The sequence below is a fragment of the Yersinia massiliensis CCUG 53443 genome (assembly GCF_000312485.1).
Lineage (GTDB): Bacteria > Pseudomonadota > Gammaproteobacteria > Enterobacterales > Enterobacteriaceae > Yersinia > Yersinia massiliensis.
The window spans coordinates 462,861-481,070 of the sequence record NZ_HE997645.1 but is presented as its reverse complement, the minus strand read 5'-3'; the positions used below and the strand labels follow the sequence as shown (position 1 = coordinate 481,070).

Here is an 18,210-nt window from a genome sequence, read left to right as displayed (position 1 = left end):
CTGATGAATAAAAACCTGTACCGAATCGTCTTCAACAAGGCGCGAGGCCTGTTGATGGTGGTCGCGGATATCGCGGCTTCCGGTCGGGCCACCTCATCGCCATCCTCCGGTGTGGGCCATGTGCAACGCCGCTGCATCAGTGCCTTATCGTCGTTGAGTTTTAGTCTGCTACTGGCGTTAGGCTGCGTCTCACTCTCGGCTCAGGCGGATATTGTGGCCGATGCCGGTGCGCCCGCCGGTCAGCAGCCCACCATTATCAGCAGTGCCAACGGCACGCCGCAGGTCAATATTCAAACGCCCAGCAGTGGCGGGGTTTCCCGCAACGTCTACAGCCAGTTTGATGTCGATAATCGCGGCGTGATCCTCAATAACGGCCACGGAGTCAATCAGACCCAGCTTGGCGGTTTTGTTGACGCTAACCCGTGGCTGGCGCGGGGCGAGGCCAGCATTATCCTCAATGAAGTGAACAGCCGCGACCCCAGCAAACTCAACGGCTATATCGAGGTGGCGGGCCGTAAAGCGCAGGTGGTGATCGCCAACCCCGCCGGCATTACATGCGAAGGCTGTGGTTTTATCAACGCGAACCGCGCCACGCTGACCACCGGTCAGGTGCAACTGAATAACGGCCAACTGACCGGTTACGATGTTGAGCGCGGCGAGATTATCGTCCAAGGCGCTAGCATGGACAGCAGCCGTCAGGACCATACCGACCTGATTGCCCGCTCCGTCAAAGTGAATGCCAGCTTGTGGGCCAATGACCTGAATGTCACCACCGGCCGCAATCAGGTGGATGCTGCGCACCAAAACATTAATACCAAAGCCGCCGATGGCAGCCCGCGCCCCACGGTGGCCGTGGATGTCGTCAATTTAGGCGGCATGTATGCCGGTAAAATTCGCCTGATCGGCACGGAAAGTGGTGTTGGGGTGCGCAATGCTGGTGAGATAGGTGCCTCAGCGGGTGATATCACCATCACGGCGGATGGCATGCTGGTCAACAGCGGCCAGATCAACAGCGCCCAACAACTGACGGTGAAGACCACTGGCGAGATAGAAAACGCGGGCGTGCTGTATGCACAGGGCAACACCCAACTCACTACGGCAGGCAAACTCAGTAACACCGGCACCATCGCCGCCGCCGGTGACACTTCGCTGCGCGCCGCGGAAGTCAACAGCAGCCGCCACTCGGTCTTAGGGGCAGGCGTTAAGTCCGACAACAGCCGCATTACCAGCGGCACACTGCGTGTTGAAGCCAGCGGAAAATTACTCGCGCAAGGAAAAAATATCAGCGGGACGGCGCAGCACTTTACGGGGCAAAGCCTCGATCTTAGTGGCAGCCAAACGCAAAGCGGGGATTTGGCGCTCAGCGCCCAAGGCGGCGAAATCGATCTCACGGGAGCAGACTTGTCGGCCAACCAACTGTCCGCCTCGACCGCCTCGATGTTACGCACTGACAGCGCCCGTTTGATTGCCGAACAAATGACGCTCGACGCTCATTCACTCTCCAATGTGGGCGGCGTGATAGCGCAAACGGGAGCAGCAGATTTTAACCTGAATCTGGCCGGTGCGCTGGATAACCGTGGCGGCAAGATTCTCTCGAGTCGCCAACTCTCGCTTCAAGCCGAAACCTTGACCAGCAATGGTAACAGCCTGCTAGGGGCGGGCGTACAAAGCGATGGCAAATTGGCTCGGCACGGCGATTTACAGGTGGCAACTCGCCAAGCATTGATGGCTCAAGGGCAGAATGTCGCTGCGGGGGATATGACGTTATCCGGTGCGAGTATTGACCTGACCGGTAGCCAGACTCAAGCCAGTAATATTGCGATTAATGCCCGTGACGGCGGTATCTCAACTCAAGACGCGACCCTGATAACCCCCGGTACACTCGCGGTCACTGCGGCAGCCGATCCGGAACAAACGCTGAATAACCGTGGCGGCAAATTGCATGCGGAGAATATCCAACTCAATCTTGGAAAATGGGTTAACAGCAACGGGGAGGTTGCCGCGGCGACGGATTTACAGGTCAATCTGCAAAGTGATTTCACTCACCAGACCGGCGCGCGTATCACGGCGGGGCGTGACTTGCGCTTTAGCACCAGTGGCGCATTGATTAATCAGCATAAACTGGAAGCTGGGCGGGATATGCAGTTGGCGGCGCTCAGTGTCAATAACACCAATGCCGATAACAGCAGTGCTCTACTGGCGGGGCAGAACTTGTCATTGAACACGGATAGCCTGCTGAACAATGGCGCTATCTATGCCGCGGGCATCGGGCAATTAACCGTGCAGGGGAACGCCAGTAACAGCGGGTTAATTGCCGCGCAAGGGGATCTCCAACTGCACGCAAACGACTTGCTCAGCGGAAGTACCTCTTTGCTCGGGGCCGGATTAAAAGCAGACGGCAGTCGTGCCAGCAGCGGTAATTTAACGCTCAATACTGACCAAGCCTTGATCGCTCAAGGGCAAAATATTGCCGTGGGCGACTTGGCGCTCTCTGGTCGCGGGATTGATGTCGCGGGCAGTAAAACTCAGGCCAATGCCATCAACTTGGCTGCGGGGGCGGGGGATCTGAATTTAACGGGTGCGCTGGTTAAAGCCGCAACGCAGTTATCTGCCAGCACTGCGTCACTTCTGAGTACCGATAAAGGCAACGTGATCGCCGAGCAAATCACCCTCACCGCGCAAGCACTCTCTAACCTTGGTGGGGTTATCGCCCAAACGGGGATAACGGATTTCAACCTGAATCTGGCGAGTTATCTTGATAACCGCAGTGGCGCTATCTTCGCCAAAGGCAATGTTGACGTTCAAGCGCAGCAACTCAAGAGCGACAGCGGTAGCCTATTGGGTGCTGGCGTGCAGAGCGATGGTCACCTGACGGATACCGGTGATCTGGTGGTGATGACTCGTCAGGATTTAACCGCGCAAGGGCAATCTCTGGCAGCAGGGGCGATGGCGTTAACGGGGAGTCGGGTTGATCTGACGGATAGCCATACACAAGCCCAAGGGATCAATATCACCGCTAACAGCGGCGATATCAGCACTCAGCGCGCCAATATTGTCTCCTTGGGGTCTCTCACCCTCAATGCCGGTGCCAATGCCACGCAAACCCTCAATAACCAAGGCGGTGCACTGGCGGCAAATAACATCGCTTTAAATCTGGGTTGGTTTGATAGCAGCGCTGGCAAAATGACGGCCAGTCAGGATCTGACGATCGGCTTACAGGGGGACTTCAGCAATCTGGCCGGTTCGACGCTTCAGGCTGGGCGTGATTTAACCTTTAAAACCAGTGGTGCCTTCACCAATGATGGACAAATATTGGCGGGCCGAAAGCTGAGCACCGACTCAAACAGTTTACTGAACACCGGCAAGATAAATGCGGCACAGGCAGAACTCACCACGGCAGGCGCTTTGATTAACCGAGGGGAAATATTCAGCAGTGGTCAGCTTGATACGGATTCCAGCACGCTACTCAACAGCGGTACTCTCATTAGCGCAACTGCCACGCTCAAAGCACGCGAACGCATCACTAACACCGGCCCTCATGCCCTCATCGGTGCCACAGAAGTCAACGGCACCTTAGCGCTATTGGCACCGGTGATTGAAAATAGTGATACCGTGACGAACACCGATACCGCACCGACCACCACCCTTTTAGGCATGGGCAAAATTATTCTGGCGGGTGGGCAAGATAGTAGTGGCAATCATCAAACAGCGGCTCAGGTGCTCAATATCTCCGGCTTAATCGAATCAGGTAAAGATCTACTGGTTTATGCCAATACCCTGACCAATCGCCGCCATATTTTAACCGCCAACACTGAATTTGTGACCGGCGAAACAGTGAGTGGGACCGCCTACTGGACGGCAGAAAACCCGAATATTCCAGGCGGGCGCTACGCTGAACCCCCTCATGGCGGGTCAATGAACAGTGACTACATTGGCACTAATTATACGTCGACCTCCGCTTATAATAGCATCGATAAAATTAGCCCTGAGGCGCAGCTATTAGCGGGCGGAAACCTCACCCCGCACGTTAATACGCTAGAGAACTTCTGGAGTAAAGTCAGTGCGCAGGGCGAGATTGACCTGACCGGTGTCACCCTGCAACAAGATGGTTGGGCAGGGCAGCAGCGACTGATCGAACGGACCACCTCTACCGGTGAGTGGCGTTATCGTACCTACAAAGGCAATTTGTGGGGCACCGGTTGGGGGCCAGAAGTCAAGGAACAGGCTACCAACCAATATGCCTCGAGTCTCACGACAAAAACGATCAGTGGCAGCGGCACAACGATCAGCAATGGCGCAAACCCCGGCACTGTCGCCCCACCGACTGAGCGCGACAGTAGCGGCAAAAATATCGCGCTCGAGTTTAACGGCATCTCTCTGGCGCTACCCAGTGGCGGGCTGTATCAGCTCAGTGCGGGCAACAACACGCCAACCGCAGGGGACAAGCTATCGCTCGACAGTATCAATCACTTGCCGCCCCTCGATCCTAATGTGGATCGCGCGGGCCTGACCCCACCGGATCGAACAGTCAATACTGGCTATCTGATAGAAACGAACCCTGCGTTTGCTGATTTGAATCACTGGAAAGGGTCGGACTACTTTCTCCAGCAAGTGAATAGCGATCCTGCGTTGATCCACAAACGTTTAGGGGATAACGCTTATGAACAACGGCTGGTGCGCGACCAAGTGCTGGCATTAACCGGCCAAGCGGTCACCCATGATTACAGCAGCGCACAGGCGCAATTCGAGCAGTTATTTGCGTCGGGTCTTGAGTACAGCAAAACGTTCAATATTGCCCTCGGCACCCATATTAGCGCTGAACAAATGGCAGCATTAACCACCAATATGGTGTTGATGGAAACCCGTGAAGTGGCGGGAGAAACGGTGTTGGTGCCGGTGGTTTATCTGGCCGGCATCAAAGCAGGCGAGTTGCAGGCCAACGGGGCATTGATTGCCGCAGAGAATATCACCTTAACCGATGTGCAGGGGTTCAATAACTCAGGGGCGATGATCGCCACCCATAATCTGAACCTCAGCATGGCGCAAGACATCACACTGACGAGCAATGGCGGCCTGCTTCAGGCGGGCAATAATATGCTGCTCAGTACGTTGAACAGCGATATCGACCTGACCGGCACGCGGCTTAATGCGACCAACCTGCAACTCGATAGCGGACGTGATCTGATCCTGCGAACTGGTTCAGAGCAACTGAGTAGCAATAATGGATCTGTGTGGCGGGATCAAAGCCTTCTCGGGCCACTGGCTAGCCTCAACATCAGCAATAATGCAGTGATCAACACCGAACGTGACTTTATCCAACAAGGCGCGGGCCTGAACGTGGGCAAGGATCTTCAGATCAATACTGGCGGCGACTGGTTACTCAATACGGTCCAAACCCGCGATCAGATCAGTTCGAACTACGGTCACGGCACTGCGACCAGCGAGCATATTCGCCATCTGGGGAGCGAGGTGAATGTCGGTGGCGCGCTAACGGCTAACGTCGACAATCTCACCGCCGTGGGGGCCAATATTCAGGCTGGCACGATGGATGTGCAGGCGCAAAATATCAACCTGAGTGCCGCCACCGACAGCTTGCAAGTGACCGGTGAATCCTCGAGCAAGCGCCATAAAGGCACCATCGATCTCTATGATGAAACGCTGATCGGCAGCCAATTAAGTGCCAAAGGGGATATCAATCTTAAAACGGCGCAAGACATCAACCTCAGTGCCAGTGGCATACAAACCGATGGCGCGCTAAAACTGGCGGCAGGCGGGGACGTCATCCTCACCACGCAGGCAGAGCAGCATGATGAGCAGCGAATTCATGAGGGTAAAAAACGCGGGCTGGCTTCTACTACCACGACCCGCACCGAAGACAGTATTCACCAAACATGGGCGGTAGGCTCTCTGCTGTCAGCGGGATCTATCGATGCCAGCGCTAAAAACATCGCGGTCACCGGTAGCCAAGTGGTGGCCGATAACGATATCCATCTGCGGGCGCAGGACAATATCACCATCGGCACTGCGCAGCAGAGCCAGAGCGAGTCTCACCTGTTTGAGCAGAAAAAATCCGGCCTGATGAGCACTGGCGGCATTGGTGTCACGGTGGGCAGCAACAGTACCAAAATGACCGATACCGGTCAGTCGATTTCCAACGTGGGCAGCACTGTCGGCAGCGTACTGGGCAACGTCAGCATGACTGCCGGTGAAGACCTGATCGTACAAGGCTCTGACGTGTTAGCCGGTAAAGACATCAGCCTGACCGGTCAAAACGTGGTGATTGTGGCGGCAGAGAATCAAAGCACACAAACCCATATCGTGGAGCAAAAAAGTAGCGGCCTGACGCTGGCGCTGTCTGGTGCAGTCGGCAGCGCACTAAATACCGCAGTGACCGCTGCCAAAGATGCCAGCGAAGAAAGCAATGGCCGACTGGCCGCGCTGAAAGGCGTGAAAGCCGCGCTCGGTGGCGTGCAAGCGGTGCAGGCAGGTCAACTGGTGCAGGCTCAGGGGGGCGATAGCGCCAGCATGTTCGGCGTCAGCATCTCATTAGGCGCACAAAAATCCTCCTCGCAACAGCAGCAGGAACAGACCAGCGTGACCGGTTCGACCCTGACAGCGGGCAATAATCTGTTCATCAACGCCACCGGTGATGGCAACCCAGCGAACAGTGGCGATATCGTGGTGCAGGGCAGTCAGCTCAAAGCCGGCGGCGATACGACGTTGGATGCGGCCCGTGATGTGTTGCTGCTCGGCGCGGCCAGTACGCAAAAAACCGACGGCAGTAACCGCAGCAGCGGCGGCAGTGTGGGTGTCAGTGTGGGTATCGGTGGCTCCGGTGGTGGCCTGAGTATTTTTGCCAACGCGAACAACGGGCAAGGTAAAGAGCACGGTGACGGCACCTTCTGGACGGAAACCCAGATTGACTCGGGCGGCAAATTGTCGCTCAGCAGCGGGCGAGATACTGCACTGATAGGCGCGCAAGCAAATGGCGAAACCGTCAAAATGGATGTCGGCCGTGACCTGTTGCTGCAAAGCCAGCAGGACAGTGATAACTACGATTCGAAGCAGACCAGCGTCAGCGGCGGTGTCAGTGTTGCGGTCATTGGTGCCGGTGGTTCAGCCAATCTGAGCATGAGTCGCGACAAGCTGCACAGCAATTATGACTCGGTGCAGGAGCAGAGCGGTATCTTCGCAGGCAAAGGCGGCTTTGATATTACCGTCGGCGAACACACCCAGCTTGATGGCGCAGTGATTGCCAGCACGGCAGACAAGAGCAAAAACAGTCTGGATACCGGCACACTGGGCTTCAGTAACATCGAGAACAAAGCCGATTTCAAGGCCGAACATCAGGGCGGGAGCCTGAGCACCGGTGGTCCGGTGGGGTCTGACCTGCTGAGTAATCTAGGGAGTGTGGTGCTGTCGGGTCTGGGCAATAACGGTCATGCCGAAGGCACTACGCAAGCAGCAATCGCTGATGGCACGATTACCATCCGTGACACTGATAAACAGCAGCAGAATGCCGATGACCTGAGCCGCGATACCGACAACGCCAACGGCAGTATCGGCCCTATCTTTGATAAAGAGAAAGAGCAGAACCGGCTGAAAGAAGCACAGCTCATCGGCGAGATTGGCGGTCAGGCCATGGATATTGCGAGGACGCAGGGAGATATCATGGGTTTGGAGACCGCGCTGAAGGCCAATCCGGCGTTGAAAGGCGATGCGGAAGCCCTGCGTGAGACAAAAGAATACAAAGCCGAGATGAAGAAATACGGCACTGGCAGTGCGTTGCAACAAGGTATTCAGGCTGCAACGGCGGCGATACAGGGCTTGGCCGGTGGCGATATGGCGAAAGCCCTCGCAGGTGCTTCTGCCCCGTATCTGGCTGAAGTGATCCACAATATGACCCTTGACCCGACCCGAAAAGGGGGCGTCAACACGGAAGCCAACCTGATGGCTCATGCGGTTCTCGGTGCGGTGGTTGCTCAGGTCAATGGCAACAGCGCACTGGCGGGGGCTTCCGGCGCGGTGATGGGGGAATATATCGCCCAGCAAATGTACCCAGGGATCGCGCGTGAAGATCTGACTGAAGAACAACGACAGACCCTCAGTGCATTAGGTACACTGGCAGCCGGATTAGCCGGTGGCTTGGCGGGTGGCAGTACCGCAGATACCGTAGCCGGCGCGCAGGCCGGGAAAAATGCGGTTGAGAATAATGCGCTGTACCCAAATGATTTCGGTAAGGGCATGGCAGACATCGGGATGTCACAAACTTCGCTGGGTGCTTCCATGTTGCAAAGTGGAGCTTCACCTGATGAAATCATAGCAGCTCTGGTCAAGAACGCCCAAGGCGATATGCCGGAAGGTCAGGATGCCGTTAAAGGGCTACTGACTGCATGGGGAGAGTTCTTCGGGGTGCCGGTCAGTGCATTGACGGCACATGGAGAAATGACGCCAGAGAGAGCGGCGGAAATTATTGCGAGTGGCGTGCCGACCAGTGAAGCGAAGCTGGTTCAATATGTATTTGCTAAAGCGTTCTTGGCAGTAACGAAAGCCGCCTATCCTGAAGGGATTAATTTCAATATAAATCAAAAAATTCACTTAGCTAATGTTGATGGATTTACACAGAAATCAGGAATCTCGGGTGGGCATAATGCAAATGCTTTTTATGATGCTGCAAAACAGTACGATGTGAAAATTGTGAGTGAAACACACTCCGGAATAAAAGGCATCACAGAGGTTAAATATCAAGTACCAACCAAAGATCGAGCAGGAAATCTTACAGGAGAGTATAAGGCCACAGTTGAAACAAAAACTATTTATGATCCTAATGTGTTCACTGATCAAAAGATGTTAGAGCTTGGTCAGCAAGCAGCAACAAAGGGCTATAAGGATGCAATGGCAAGTAAAAATGGGCAAGCCAGTGTGGTCATTGACGGCATCAGCTTCAGAATATACGTAGATAAAACGACCGGAATGGTACGGAATTATCATCCTAATTGAGGTGAATAATGAGACAGGAATTATTTAGTCAACAGGATGTCGATGATGGGCTAAATCTAATCATTGTGTCCTACTTTGATAGGATGTATGAAGATGGTAAGTTACTAGAAGCTATAGATTTATTATCTAGAAGATGGACGTTAAATGTGGATGGTGCTTATTGCAACTTCCCTGACATGAACAGTTATGATGAGAGTGAGCACTTTGAAGGTGTTGAATTTGCCGTTGGTTATCCTCCTTCTGAAGCAGATGCTGTCATTGTCAGTGAGGAAACTTGCTATCACTACATTCGTCTTGCGTGTGAACGGTTTTTAAAACTTCACCCTGAAGACTCTGAAAAGATAAAAAGTTTACTGGCTAAACTACCAATCTGATAAAACTCCCGACCAACTGGCCGGGAGTTTTGCTTTTATGCCTTAAAAATATCCTCTATCCCGCCGCTGCAACCGGATTAGCCAGCGGCTTGGCGGGCAAGCACCACAGAGTGAAGCGAATACCGTTATCGCGCAGAAGCTGGATGATGTAGTGAAAGAGTTCGGCAGGGAGGCGATGAAACATTGCCTCCCTGTCATTGATGAACTTGGAGCTATGAGATGTGTCCTGTATGTAGTTGGGAGGATGGCCCAGTTCAGTCTAGCGATCCTAAATATGAAGGAGGGGCAAATAAGATGAGTTTAAACTCAGCGAAGCGGGCCTATCGAAGTTCGAACTAACTGAAGACCTCGGTTTCATCAAGTTCGGAGTTCCTACATCTAAGCCCTGAAACCTTCGTCTTCACGCTATCGTAACTGGATCGGAGGGCTGCAGTGACCCTCAACTGCTCAGCATCGGTGATTCAAGGTGCTCCTATAAAGACGCCAGTCTGGCCGCCAATCGTGATGTGATTTTGCAATCCACTCAAGAGAGCCAGACGCTGGCGGGCAGCAACCGCAGCAGCGGCGGGTCAAAACGTGGCGATTGTGGCGGCAGAGAATCAAAACACCCAAACCCATATCGTGGAGCAAAAAAGTAGCGGCCTGACGCTGGCGCTGTCTGGTGCAGTCGGCAGCGCACTAAATACCGCAGTGACCGCTGCCAAAGATGCCAGCGAAGAAAGCAATGGCCGACTGGCCGCGCTGAAAGGCGTGAAAGCCGCGCTCGGTGGCGTGCAAGCGGTGCAGGCAGGTCAACTGGTGCAGGCTCAGGGGGGCGATAGCGCCAGCATGTTCGGCGTCAGCATCTCATTAGGCGCACAAAAGTCTTCCTCGCAACAGCAGCAGGAACAGACCAGCGTGACGGGTTCGACCCTAACAGCGGGCAATAATCTGTTCATCAACGCCACCGGTGATGGCAACCCAGCGAATAGTGGCGATATCGTGGTGCAGGGCAGTCAGCTCAAAGCCGGCGGCGATACGACGTTGGATGCGGCTCGCGATGTGTTGCTACTCGGCGCGGCCAGTACGCAAAAAACCGACGGCAGTAACCGCAGCAGCGGCGGCAGTGTGGGTGTCAGTGTAGGTATCGGTGGCTCCGGCGGTGGCCTGAGTATTTTTGCCAACGCCAACAAAGGGCAAGGTAAAGAGCACGGTGACGGCACCTTCTGGACGGAAGCACAGATTGACACGGGCGGCACACTGTCGCTCAGCAGCGGGCGAGATACTGCACTGGTGGGCGCGCAAGCTAACGGCGAAACCGTCAAAATGGATGTCGGCCGTGACCTGTTGCTGCAAAGCCAGCAGGACAGTGATAACTACGATTCGAAGCAGACCAGCGTCAGCGGCGGTGTCAGTGTCGCGGTCATTGGTGCCGGTGGTTCAGCCAATCTGAGCATGAGTCGCGACAAGCTGCACAGCAATTATGACTCGGTGCAGGAGCAGAGCGGTATCTTCGCAGGCAAAGGCGGTTTTGATATCACCGTCGGTGAACACACCCAGTTAGATGGCGCTGTGATTGCCAGCACGGCAGACAAGAGTAAAAACAGTCTGGATACCGGCACACTGGGCTTCAGTAACATCGAGAACAAAGCCGATTTCAAGGCCGAACATCAGGGCGGGAGCCTGAGCACCGGTGGCCCAGTGGGGTCTGACCTGCTGAGTAATCTGGGTAGCGTGGTGCTGTCGGGTCTGGGCAATAACGGTCATGCCGAAGGCACTACGCAAGCGGCCATCGCTGATGGCACGATTACCATTCGCGACACCGATAAACAGCAGCAGAATGTCGATGACCTGAGCCGCGATACCGACAACGCCAACGGCAGCATCGGCCCTATCTTTGATAAAGAAAAAGAACAAAACCGGCTGAAAGAAGCACAGCTCATCGGCGAGATTGGCGGTCAGGCCATGGATATTGCGCGCACGCAGGGCAAGATTATTGCGACCAACGCAGCAAATGAGAAAATGAAGGACGTGAAGCCTGAAGATATCGCAGCAGCAGAAAAACAATGGAAAAAGGCCAACCCGGAAAAAGTGCCCACGGCTGAGGACATCAACCAGCAGGTTTATGAAACGGCTTACAACCAAGCATTTAACGAGTCAGGGCTAGGCACTGGCGGGCCGGTACAGCGTGCCATGCAGGCAGCAACGGCGGCAGTACAAGGGTTGTCGGGTGGCAATATAGCGGCAGCACTGGCGAACGGTGCAGCACCGTATCTCACTAAACTTATCGCCGATACCCTGCCTGAAGATCCAGTGTCACGCACATTTGCACACGCGGCGGTTAATGCCGCGCTGGCCGCAGCACAGGGTAATAATGCTCTGGTGGGTGCGGGTGGCGCAGTCACCGGTGAACTGATAGGCATGATCGCCTTAAATACTTACGGCAAGCCGGTGAGCGAGCTGAGCGAAACGGAAAAACAAAAGGTCTCGGCACTAGCAACGTTGGCGGCGGGATTGGCGGGTGGATTGATTGGCGATAGTACAGCAGATACAGTAGCAGGCGCGCAGACCGGTAAAACGGTGGTGGAGAATAATTCACTCAGTGGGGATCAAGGCCGCGAGTCTATTAAGCAGGTTACGAATAACCTGAAAGATCAGGTCAGAGATAAGTTGGGTGAAGGCACACTCTCCGCTATTGTTAATAGCATTATCGGTGCTGCGGGAGATACAGGTGATGCGCTATTAGGTGGAGCGGATTACGGCGCTGATGCAGCGATGGCGCTCATCTCCTGCGCCATGGGGGACAGCTACTGTACCCAGGCACTAAGCGATCTGTCGGGTAAAAATCAGGCTGCGGCAGATACGCTGAAAGCCCTGATGAAAGGTGATACCTGGTCAGCAGTTGCGGATACAGTTAAACAGGCAGCCGGAGGAAATCAGACGGCACTGGAAGCCACCGGTGGAATGCTGGCGGGGATAATATTACCGGGTAAGAAAGTTCCGCATGTTCCAAATGCTGGGGCGGTAGGGAATATGAGTGAATTCCTGAAAAAAACAGGGTTTGGTAATGATATTAAGGATGTTACACAAAAAACATCAAAGCAATATCAAGGGCAGAGTGTCTATCAAGCACAAAGTAAAACTGGCGATACAATAAAGAAAGGCGATCAGTTATATCTTGATGCTAAACATAAAGATCATCTGGAAGTTTTTGATAAAAATGGCAATTTTAAAGCTGTTCTTAACTTGGATGGTTCGGTAAATATTGATAAAACCAAAGCTGGACAGGGGAGGAAGCTGAAAATTGACTAAATTAAATGTTATTAAAGATGCATTGTCTGATATGGCAAAAGTTTGCAACGTTCAAGAAGACGAACTTTCTATTGATTATTCGCTAGATCTGGATGAAGAATTACATAGTGAACTAGAAAAATTAACCCAAATATCTTTAGTGCTAAGAAAAGCATTGGATGAGAAAGATATGGTTACCGTTCAGGCTACGTTGGTTATGTCTAGAATCTACTCAATGAATTTGCGTAATTTTTTCAACGATATATATGATGATATTGAGATAATTGGTTGGACGGATCGTTATAACTGGCCAGAAATACCAGAGGGCTATCGAATACCTGAACATTATAATAATTCGAAGGAATGAACGTAAAAATCCCGGTCAAGTCGCCGGGATTTTTACTTTTACCCGTCAACAATGAACCCCAATCACCATTCGCCCGTGCTCAACAGCCACGGTGACCGGCGTATCCGTCCCAAATCCAGCTTCTGCCAGCCAACTGGTGCAGGCTCAGGGGGGCGATAGCGCTAGTATGCCAGATGCTGACGGCAGTAACCGCAGCAGCGGCGGCAGTGTGGGTATCAGTGTGGGGATCGGTGGCTCCGGTGGTGGCCTGAGTATTTTTGCCAACGCGAACACCGTAGCCGGTGCGCAGGCCGGGAAAAATGCGGTTGAGAATAATGCGCTGAGTGAAATTATTGGTCAGCAAGTCTCTGGTGTATCGGAGGCCGAGAAATACCAGAATGCACAAAAGCAAATTAAAGCATCAATGACGAAGTTTCTCTGCCATGACAATATTTCATCAGCGAGAGAAGATCGTTTTCTTAATGGGCTGAATATAATTTTTGATAAAAAATTCATTCAATCTCTGCGAGGGATTTACTGCAAGGAAAAACTATGTTAAGCATCGATGAATCATATTTACATTATCAGAGTTTAATTGATTCATTTAGATGATAGGTAATGCACTCATTGGCTTCTTTACTGAAAAACATCATGGTTTCACATCACATTTTTAGAAGAAAATATCTGTAGGATTAATCTTACAATTAATTTCACTACATCTAAATTTATCAGTTACGATGGTTTTTTAACGCGCTATGTTAAAAGGATTTTTTCTCCAGTCATGAGAAAACTCTTATTCATCAACATCATAATCATATTTTTTTTGAATATATAATTTTACATTTTGTTACATATAACCCATTGGTGTTAATTAGCTTATGTTTTTAAACTGCGGCCACTGGGTATTTAGTCGTTATGCTTAAGTGTGAAAAATACCTGTCAGATACCGTGTTATGCCATCCTGTGAATGGGTAATGTTATCTACAAACAATCATTTTTCTTATTTCATACACCCGATCAATCGGCGTGCGATGGATATTGCTTTGAATAATGTAGATCATTTTTACGCAACTTCTCAGGCATGGATTTCCTAAATTATCTTCCCCTAACAAGGAAAGTCGATGTCCTCTTCAAGCTTTCAAAACGAAATACCCAAAGCTCGCATTAATATTAAGTTAGATCTGCATACCGGTGGGGCTCAGAAGAAAATGGAGCTTCCGCTGAAATTGTTAGTGATGGGTGATTACAGTAACGGTCAAGAGCAACGTCCGTTGTCTGAACGTGAAAAACTCAATATCAACAAAAATAATTTCAACAGCGTATTGGCTGAATTTCAACCTAGTTTGAAACTGTCAGTGCCTGATACGTTGGCAGGGGATAACACAGATACTGCGGTCGCCCTCACCTTCAATGACATGAAAGACTTTGAACCTGAAAGCGTGGCTCGCCAGATCCCGCAACTGCGTGCTTTGCTGGCGATGCGCAATCTGCTGCGTGACCTCAAGTCCAATCTGCTGGATAACGCCACTTTCCGTCGTGAACTGGAAAATATCCTTAAAGACGAAGCGCTTAGCGATGAGTTGCGTGCTGAGTTGGCGGCGTTGGCCCCAAAAGACTGTTAATCGCCAGATTGGCTGCTTGTCATTAGAAAGAAGAAAAGGAATATGCTGATGTCTGTACAGGAAAACACTGCGCAGGGTAGTGCGACGACCGTATTAGAGAAGAACAACCCTATCGCCCAAGGCGTTTATGCCTCTTTATTTGAAAAAATCAATCTCAGTCCGGTCTCCTCATTAGCGGGGCTTGATGCTTTCCAGAACAATGATGCACTGGCAGAAGCGACCACGGATGAACGCGTGACGGCCGCTGTCAGTGTCTTTTTAGACTTGCTGAAGCAATCGTCGAAAAAAGTAGAAAAACTGGATAAAACCCTGCTTGATGGTCACATTGCGGCACTGGATGACCAAATCAGTCGTCAGTTGGATGCGGTCATGCATCATCCTGATTTCCAACGTGTGGAATCGACGTGGCGTGGCGTGAAGTCCCTAATCGACCAAACCGATTTCCGTCAAAACGTGCGCATTGAACTACTTGATATCAGTAAAGATCATTTGGTTCAGGACTTCGAAGATGCGCCAGAAATCGTGCAAAGTGGTCTTTACACTCAGACCTATATTCAGGAATATGACACGCCAGGTGGCGAGCCAATTGCTGCAGCGATTTCTAACTACGAGTTCAATCGTGGCCCGCAAGATATCGCCTTACTGCGCAATATCGCCAAAGTGGCAGCTGCGGCTCATATGCCATTTATCGGTTCGGTTGGCCCTGAGTTCTTTGGTAAAGAGAACATGGAAGAAGTGGCTGCTATCAAAGATATCGGTAACTACTTTGACCGCGCCGAATACATCAAGTGGAAAGCTTTCCGCGACTCGGATGATTCACGTTATATCGGCTTGACCATGCCACGTGTGCTGGGGCGTTTGCCATACGGTCCTGATACTGTACCGGTGCGCAGCTTTAACTACGTTGAGCAGGTGAAAGGGCCGGACCATGACCGTTATCTGTGGACCAATGCCTCATTTGCCTTTGCGGCCAACATGGTGAAAAGCTTCATCAAAAATGGCTGGTGTGTGCAGATCCGTGGCCCTCAGGCCGGTGGTGCGGTGACTAACTTGCCTATCCACTTGTACGATTTGGGGACCGGCAATCAGGTCAAAATCCCTTCAGAAGTGATGATCCCAGAAACGCGTGAATTTGAGTTTGCTAATTTGGGCTTTATCCCGCTGTCTTACTATAAAAACCGTGATTACTCCTGCTTCTTCTCCGCTAACTCAGCTCAGAAACCCGCGTTGTATGACACTGCCGATGCTACCGCAAACAGCCGTATCAACGCCCGTTTGCCGTATATCTTCTTGCTGTCACGTATTGCGCATTATCTGAAGTTGATCCAGCGTGAAAACATCGGCACCACCAAAGACCGCCGTTTGTTGGAACTAGAATTGAACAACTGGATCCGCACGTTGGTCACGGAAATGACTGATCCGGGCGATGATTTGCAGGCTTCTCATCCACTGCGTGATGCGAAAGTGACCGTTGAAGATATCGAAGACAACCCAGGTTTCTTCCGCGTCAAGCTTTATGCCGTACCGCACTTCCAGGTTGAAGGCATGGATGTGAATCTGTCATTGGTCTCGCAGATGCCGAAGGCTAAGGCATAAACGCAGATACGATGAAAATTTATCGTCCGTTATGGAACGACGGGGCCTTTTTGGCCCCGCAACAATTCCAGCAACAGTCCCGCTGGGATGCCTATGTAGCAGATTGTGTGGCACATATGACACTGGCCGCGCCATGGGGTGTTATCGATGCAGCATTTGACAGTGGATCGCTGGCCCTTTCCCGCCTGAATGCGCTGAGACTGGTTGTTCGCTTTCCTGATGGCACGCTGATTGATTCTGAACGGGCGGATAACCTGCCACCCGCTTGTGATTTGTCTACGGTTTCAGATCGTGACGTTGTAGACGTGGTGCTGGCATTGCCGCTGCTTTCTGCCAACGGGGGTAATCTGGATGATGGTCAGGACAGCGCGCGCCCACGCCGATGGCTGCAGGAGTGGGTCACCGTACAGGAACTGGCTGGTCATGAACGTACTGAATTGGCGATCATGCGCCATGCCGTCACGCTGCGTTTTGCTCATCAGGAAAACAGTGCCTATCTAACGTGCCCTGTCGTGCGGTTGATACGTAATACGCAAGGGCAGTGGATGGAAGATGAACATTTTATTCCACCGATGCTGTCGCTGGCGGCAAGTCAGACTGTGCTGACTGAACTGGGTGACTTAATCCATCGCCTGCAGGCTCGTCGACGTCGTCTGATGGCGATGCGACGTGAGAGTAACGAGCGGATGGCAGATTTTGCGGTGGCCGACGTGTCACTGTTCTGGCTGCTGAATGCCTTAAACAGTGCCGAGCCGGTACTGATGGAACTTTATCAGACGCCTTCCCGCCATCCCGAATTGTTCTATCGTGAGCTTGTCCGCCTAGCCGGTAGCCTATTGACGTTTTCTCTCGAGCATAAAGCTGAGGATATTCCGCTTTATCAGCATGATGCGCCAGAACGGGTATTCCCGCCATTATTTACCCTACTTGATACCCTGCTCGAAGCCAGTCTGCCGTCACGTATGGTAGTGATTGAGCTGACGCATGAGGGGCAATTCTGGACAGGTTCATTGCATGATGCTCGCCTGCGTGAAGGGGCTGATTTCTATCTTTCCGTTCGTTCATCTATCCCTAATCATCTATTGCAAACTCAGTTCCCGCTGCTATGTAAAGCAGGCAGTGCAGAAGATGTGTCAGATGTCGTCAACGTGGCACTCAACGGTGTGGAGATGAAGCCATTGTCCCATGTCCCGGCTGCTATCCCATTGCGTCTGGAGAATCAGTACTTTGCGCTTGACCTCAAAGGCGCAGCCGCGCAGGCCATGCTGGACGCCGGTAACTGCGCTTTCTACACCCCAGGTTCGCTGGGTGATATCAAACTCGAACTGTTTGCGGTGCTGCGCTCATGAGCAAAATAAATACGTCTGTCGTTGATACGGTCTTTTATCCCTGCTGGCTGATGGTCAGTCAACTGCGTAATGGTCAGGAAGTTGAAGACGGAGAAGCCTTGTACCGTCGTGCTTGTGAGTGGATTGATGGCGCCCGTGAGGCGCTGTCGCGGGCGGGTTTTAGCGAAATCAGCTGTGACCATATGCTGTACACCCAGTGTGCATTACTGGATGAAAGCGTACTGAATCGCCAGAAACAAGACAGTGGCTATATCAAATGGCTAAAAGATCCGCTTCAGGCCCGCTACTTCAACACCCTGAATGCGGGTGAAGAGTTGTGGGAGCGGATCCGTACGGTATTGCAAGAGCCTGCACCGGATACGGCTGTATTGACCTGTTTTTACCGCGCGTTGACCTTGGGGTTTGTCGGTCGCTACCGCGAGCAGGGGGACGAACGCAGAGAAGATGTGGTGCGTAAGCTAAGTTTACTGGTGCCCCCGTTTGCTTCTTCGCAAGAAACACCGGTGGTCTCGCGCTCATTGCGTTTGCGTTCTGGACGTAAAACCTATTGGTTCTCGTGGGTTGCGGGCGTCGTCATCTTGGTTGTTTTGTGGTTCACGTTGTCCACTCGGCTTACGCATATGGTGTCTCAATTGACAGGGATGCATTAGCGG

10 protein-coding genes and 1 pseudogene are annotated in these 18,210 nt (G+C 52.3%); 10 read left to right on the top strand and 1 reads right to left on the bottom strand.

Annotated features, from left to right (window positions below):
* Positions 1-3 precede the first annotated feature (3 nt).
* The 5 genes and pseudogenes from BN68_RS14645 (at position 4) to BN68_RS22985 (ending at position 13,011) form a co-directional block, all read left to right on the top strand.
* Entirely contained in the window at positions 4-9,000 is an 8,997-nt protein-coding gene (locus BN68_RS14645) for a hemagglutinin repeat-containing protein (RefSeq protein WP_019211915.1), read from the top strand.
* Positions 9,001-9,008: 8 nt separating this feature from the next.
* Positions 9,009-9,374 (top strand): ribonuclease toxin immunity protein CdiI, encoded by a 366-nt coding sequence (gene cdiI, locus BN68_RS14640; RefSeq protein ID WP_019211914.1) that lies wholly within the window; start codon positions 9,009-9,011, stop codon positions 9,372-9,374.
* Positions 9,375-9,593: 219 nt separating this feature from the next.
* The gene (locus BN68_RS23385) at positions 9,594-9,713 is read left to right on the top strand and encodes a CPCC family cysteine-rich protein (protein WP_081578833.1); all 120 of its coding nucleotides are present in this window, start codon (positions 9,594-9,596) and stop codon (positions 9,711-9,713) included.
* Positions 9,714-9,941: 228 nt separating this feature from the next.
* Positions 9,942-12,665 (top strand): annotated as a pseudogene (locus tag BN68_RS14635) (hemagglutinin repeat-containing protein); the annotation flags it as partial.
* Positions 12,658-13,011 carry a DUF6853 family protein gene (locus BN68_RS22985; RefSeq protein WP_019211911.1) on the top strand — a complete coding sequence of 118 codons (354 nt, stop codon included), beginning with the start codon at positions 12,658-12,660 and terminating at the stop codon, positions 13,009-13,011. The pseudogene BN68_RS14635 and the gene BN68_RS22985, both read left to right, overlap by 8 nt.
* 45 nt (positions 13,012-13,056) lie before the next feature.
* Here BN68_RS22985 and BN68_RS24615 read toward each other — a convergent pair whose 3' ends face one another.
* Positions 13,057-13,140: a SymE family type I addiction module toxin gene (locus BN68_RS24615; RefSeq protein WP_071822450.1), complete on the bottom strand. Its 84-nt coding sequence runs from the start codon at positions 13,138-13,140 to the stop codon at positions 13,057-13,059.
* On the opposite strand from BN68_RS24615, the gene BN68_RS14625 reads away from it, so the two are divergent.
* The 5 genes from BN68_RS14625 to tssL all read left to right on the top strand — a co-directional run bounded on the left by BN68_RS14625 (position 13,103) and on the right by tssL (position 18,207).
* Positions 13,103-13,549 carry a VENN motif pre-toxin domain-containing protein gene (locus BN68_RS14625; RefSeq protein WP_019211910.1) on the top strand — a complete coding sequence of 149 codons (447 nt, stop codon included), beginning with the start codon at positions 13,103-13,105 and terminating at the stop codon, positions 13,547-13,549. The genes BN68_RS24615 and BN68_RS14625 overlap by 38 nt on opposite strands.
* A gap of 562 nt (positions 13,550-14,111) precedes the next feature.
* Positions 14,112-14,612 (top strand): type VI secretion system contractile sheath small subunit, encoded by a 501-nt coding sequence (tssB, locus tag BN68_RS14620; RefSeq protein ID WP_019211909.1) that lies wholly within the window; start codon positions 14,112-14,114, stop codon positions 14,610-14,612.
* 42 nt (positions 14,613-14,654) lie between these two features.
* Positions 14,655-16,208 (top strand): type VI secretion system contractile sheath large subunit, encoded by a 1,554-nt coding sequence (gene tssC / locus BN68_RS14615; RefSeq protein WP_145494333.1) that lies wholly within the window; start codon positions 14,655-14,657, stop codon positions 16,206-16,208.
* Between the two features lie 11 nt (positions 16,209-16,219).
* Entirely contained in the window at positions 16,220-17,557 is a 1,338-nt protein-coding gene (tssK, locus tag BN68_RS14610; RefSeq protein WP_019211907.1) for a type VI secretion system baseplate subunit TssK, read from the top strand.
* Entirely contained in the window at positions 17,554-18,207 is a 654-nt protein-coding gene (gene tssL / locus BN68_RS14605; RefSeq protein WP_019211906.1) for a type VI secretion system protein TssL, short form, read from the top strand. Before tssK ends, tssL begins: the two co-directional genes overlap by 4 nt.
* Positions 18,208-18,210: the final 3 nt, after the last annotated feature.

Bases quoted from the DNA above. Each gene is read 5' to 3' on its own strand.
- tssL (WP_019211906.1), top strand. From the start codon at position 17,554: ATGAGCAAAATAAATACGTCTGTCGTTGATACGGTCTTTTATCCCTGC.
- cdiI (WP_019211914.1), top strand. From the start codon at position 9,009: ATGAGACAGGAATTATTTAGTCAACAGGATGTCGATGATGGGCTAAAT.
- tssK (WP_019211907.1), top strand. From the start codon at position 16,220: ATGAAAATTTATCGTCCGTTATGGAACGACGGGGCCTTTTTGGCCCCG.
- tssB (WP_019211909.1), top strand. From the start codon at position 14,112: ATGTCCTCTTCAAGCTTTCAAAACGAAATACCCAAAGCTCGCATTAAT.
- tssC (WP_145494333.1), top strand. From the start codon at position 14,655: ATGCTGATGTCTGTACAGGAAAACACTGCGCAGGGTAGTGCGACGACC.
- BN68_RS14645 (WP_019211915.1), top strand. From the start codon at position 4: ATGAATAAAAACCTGTACCGAATCGTCTTCAACAAGGCGCGAGGCCTG.
- BN68_RS23385 (WP_081578833.1), top strand. From the start codon at position 9,594: ATGTGTCCTGTATGTAGTTGGGAGGATGGCCCAGTTCAGTCTAGCGAT.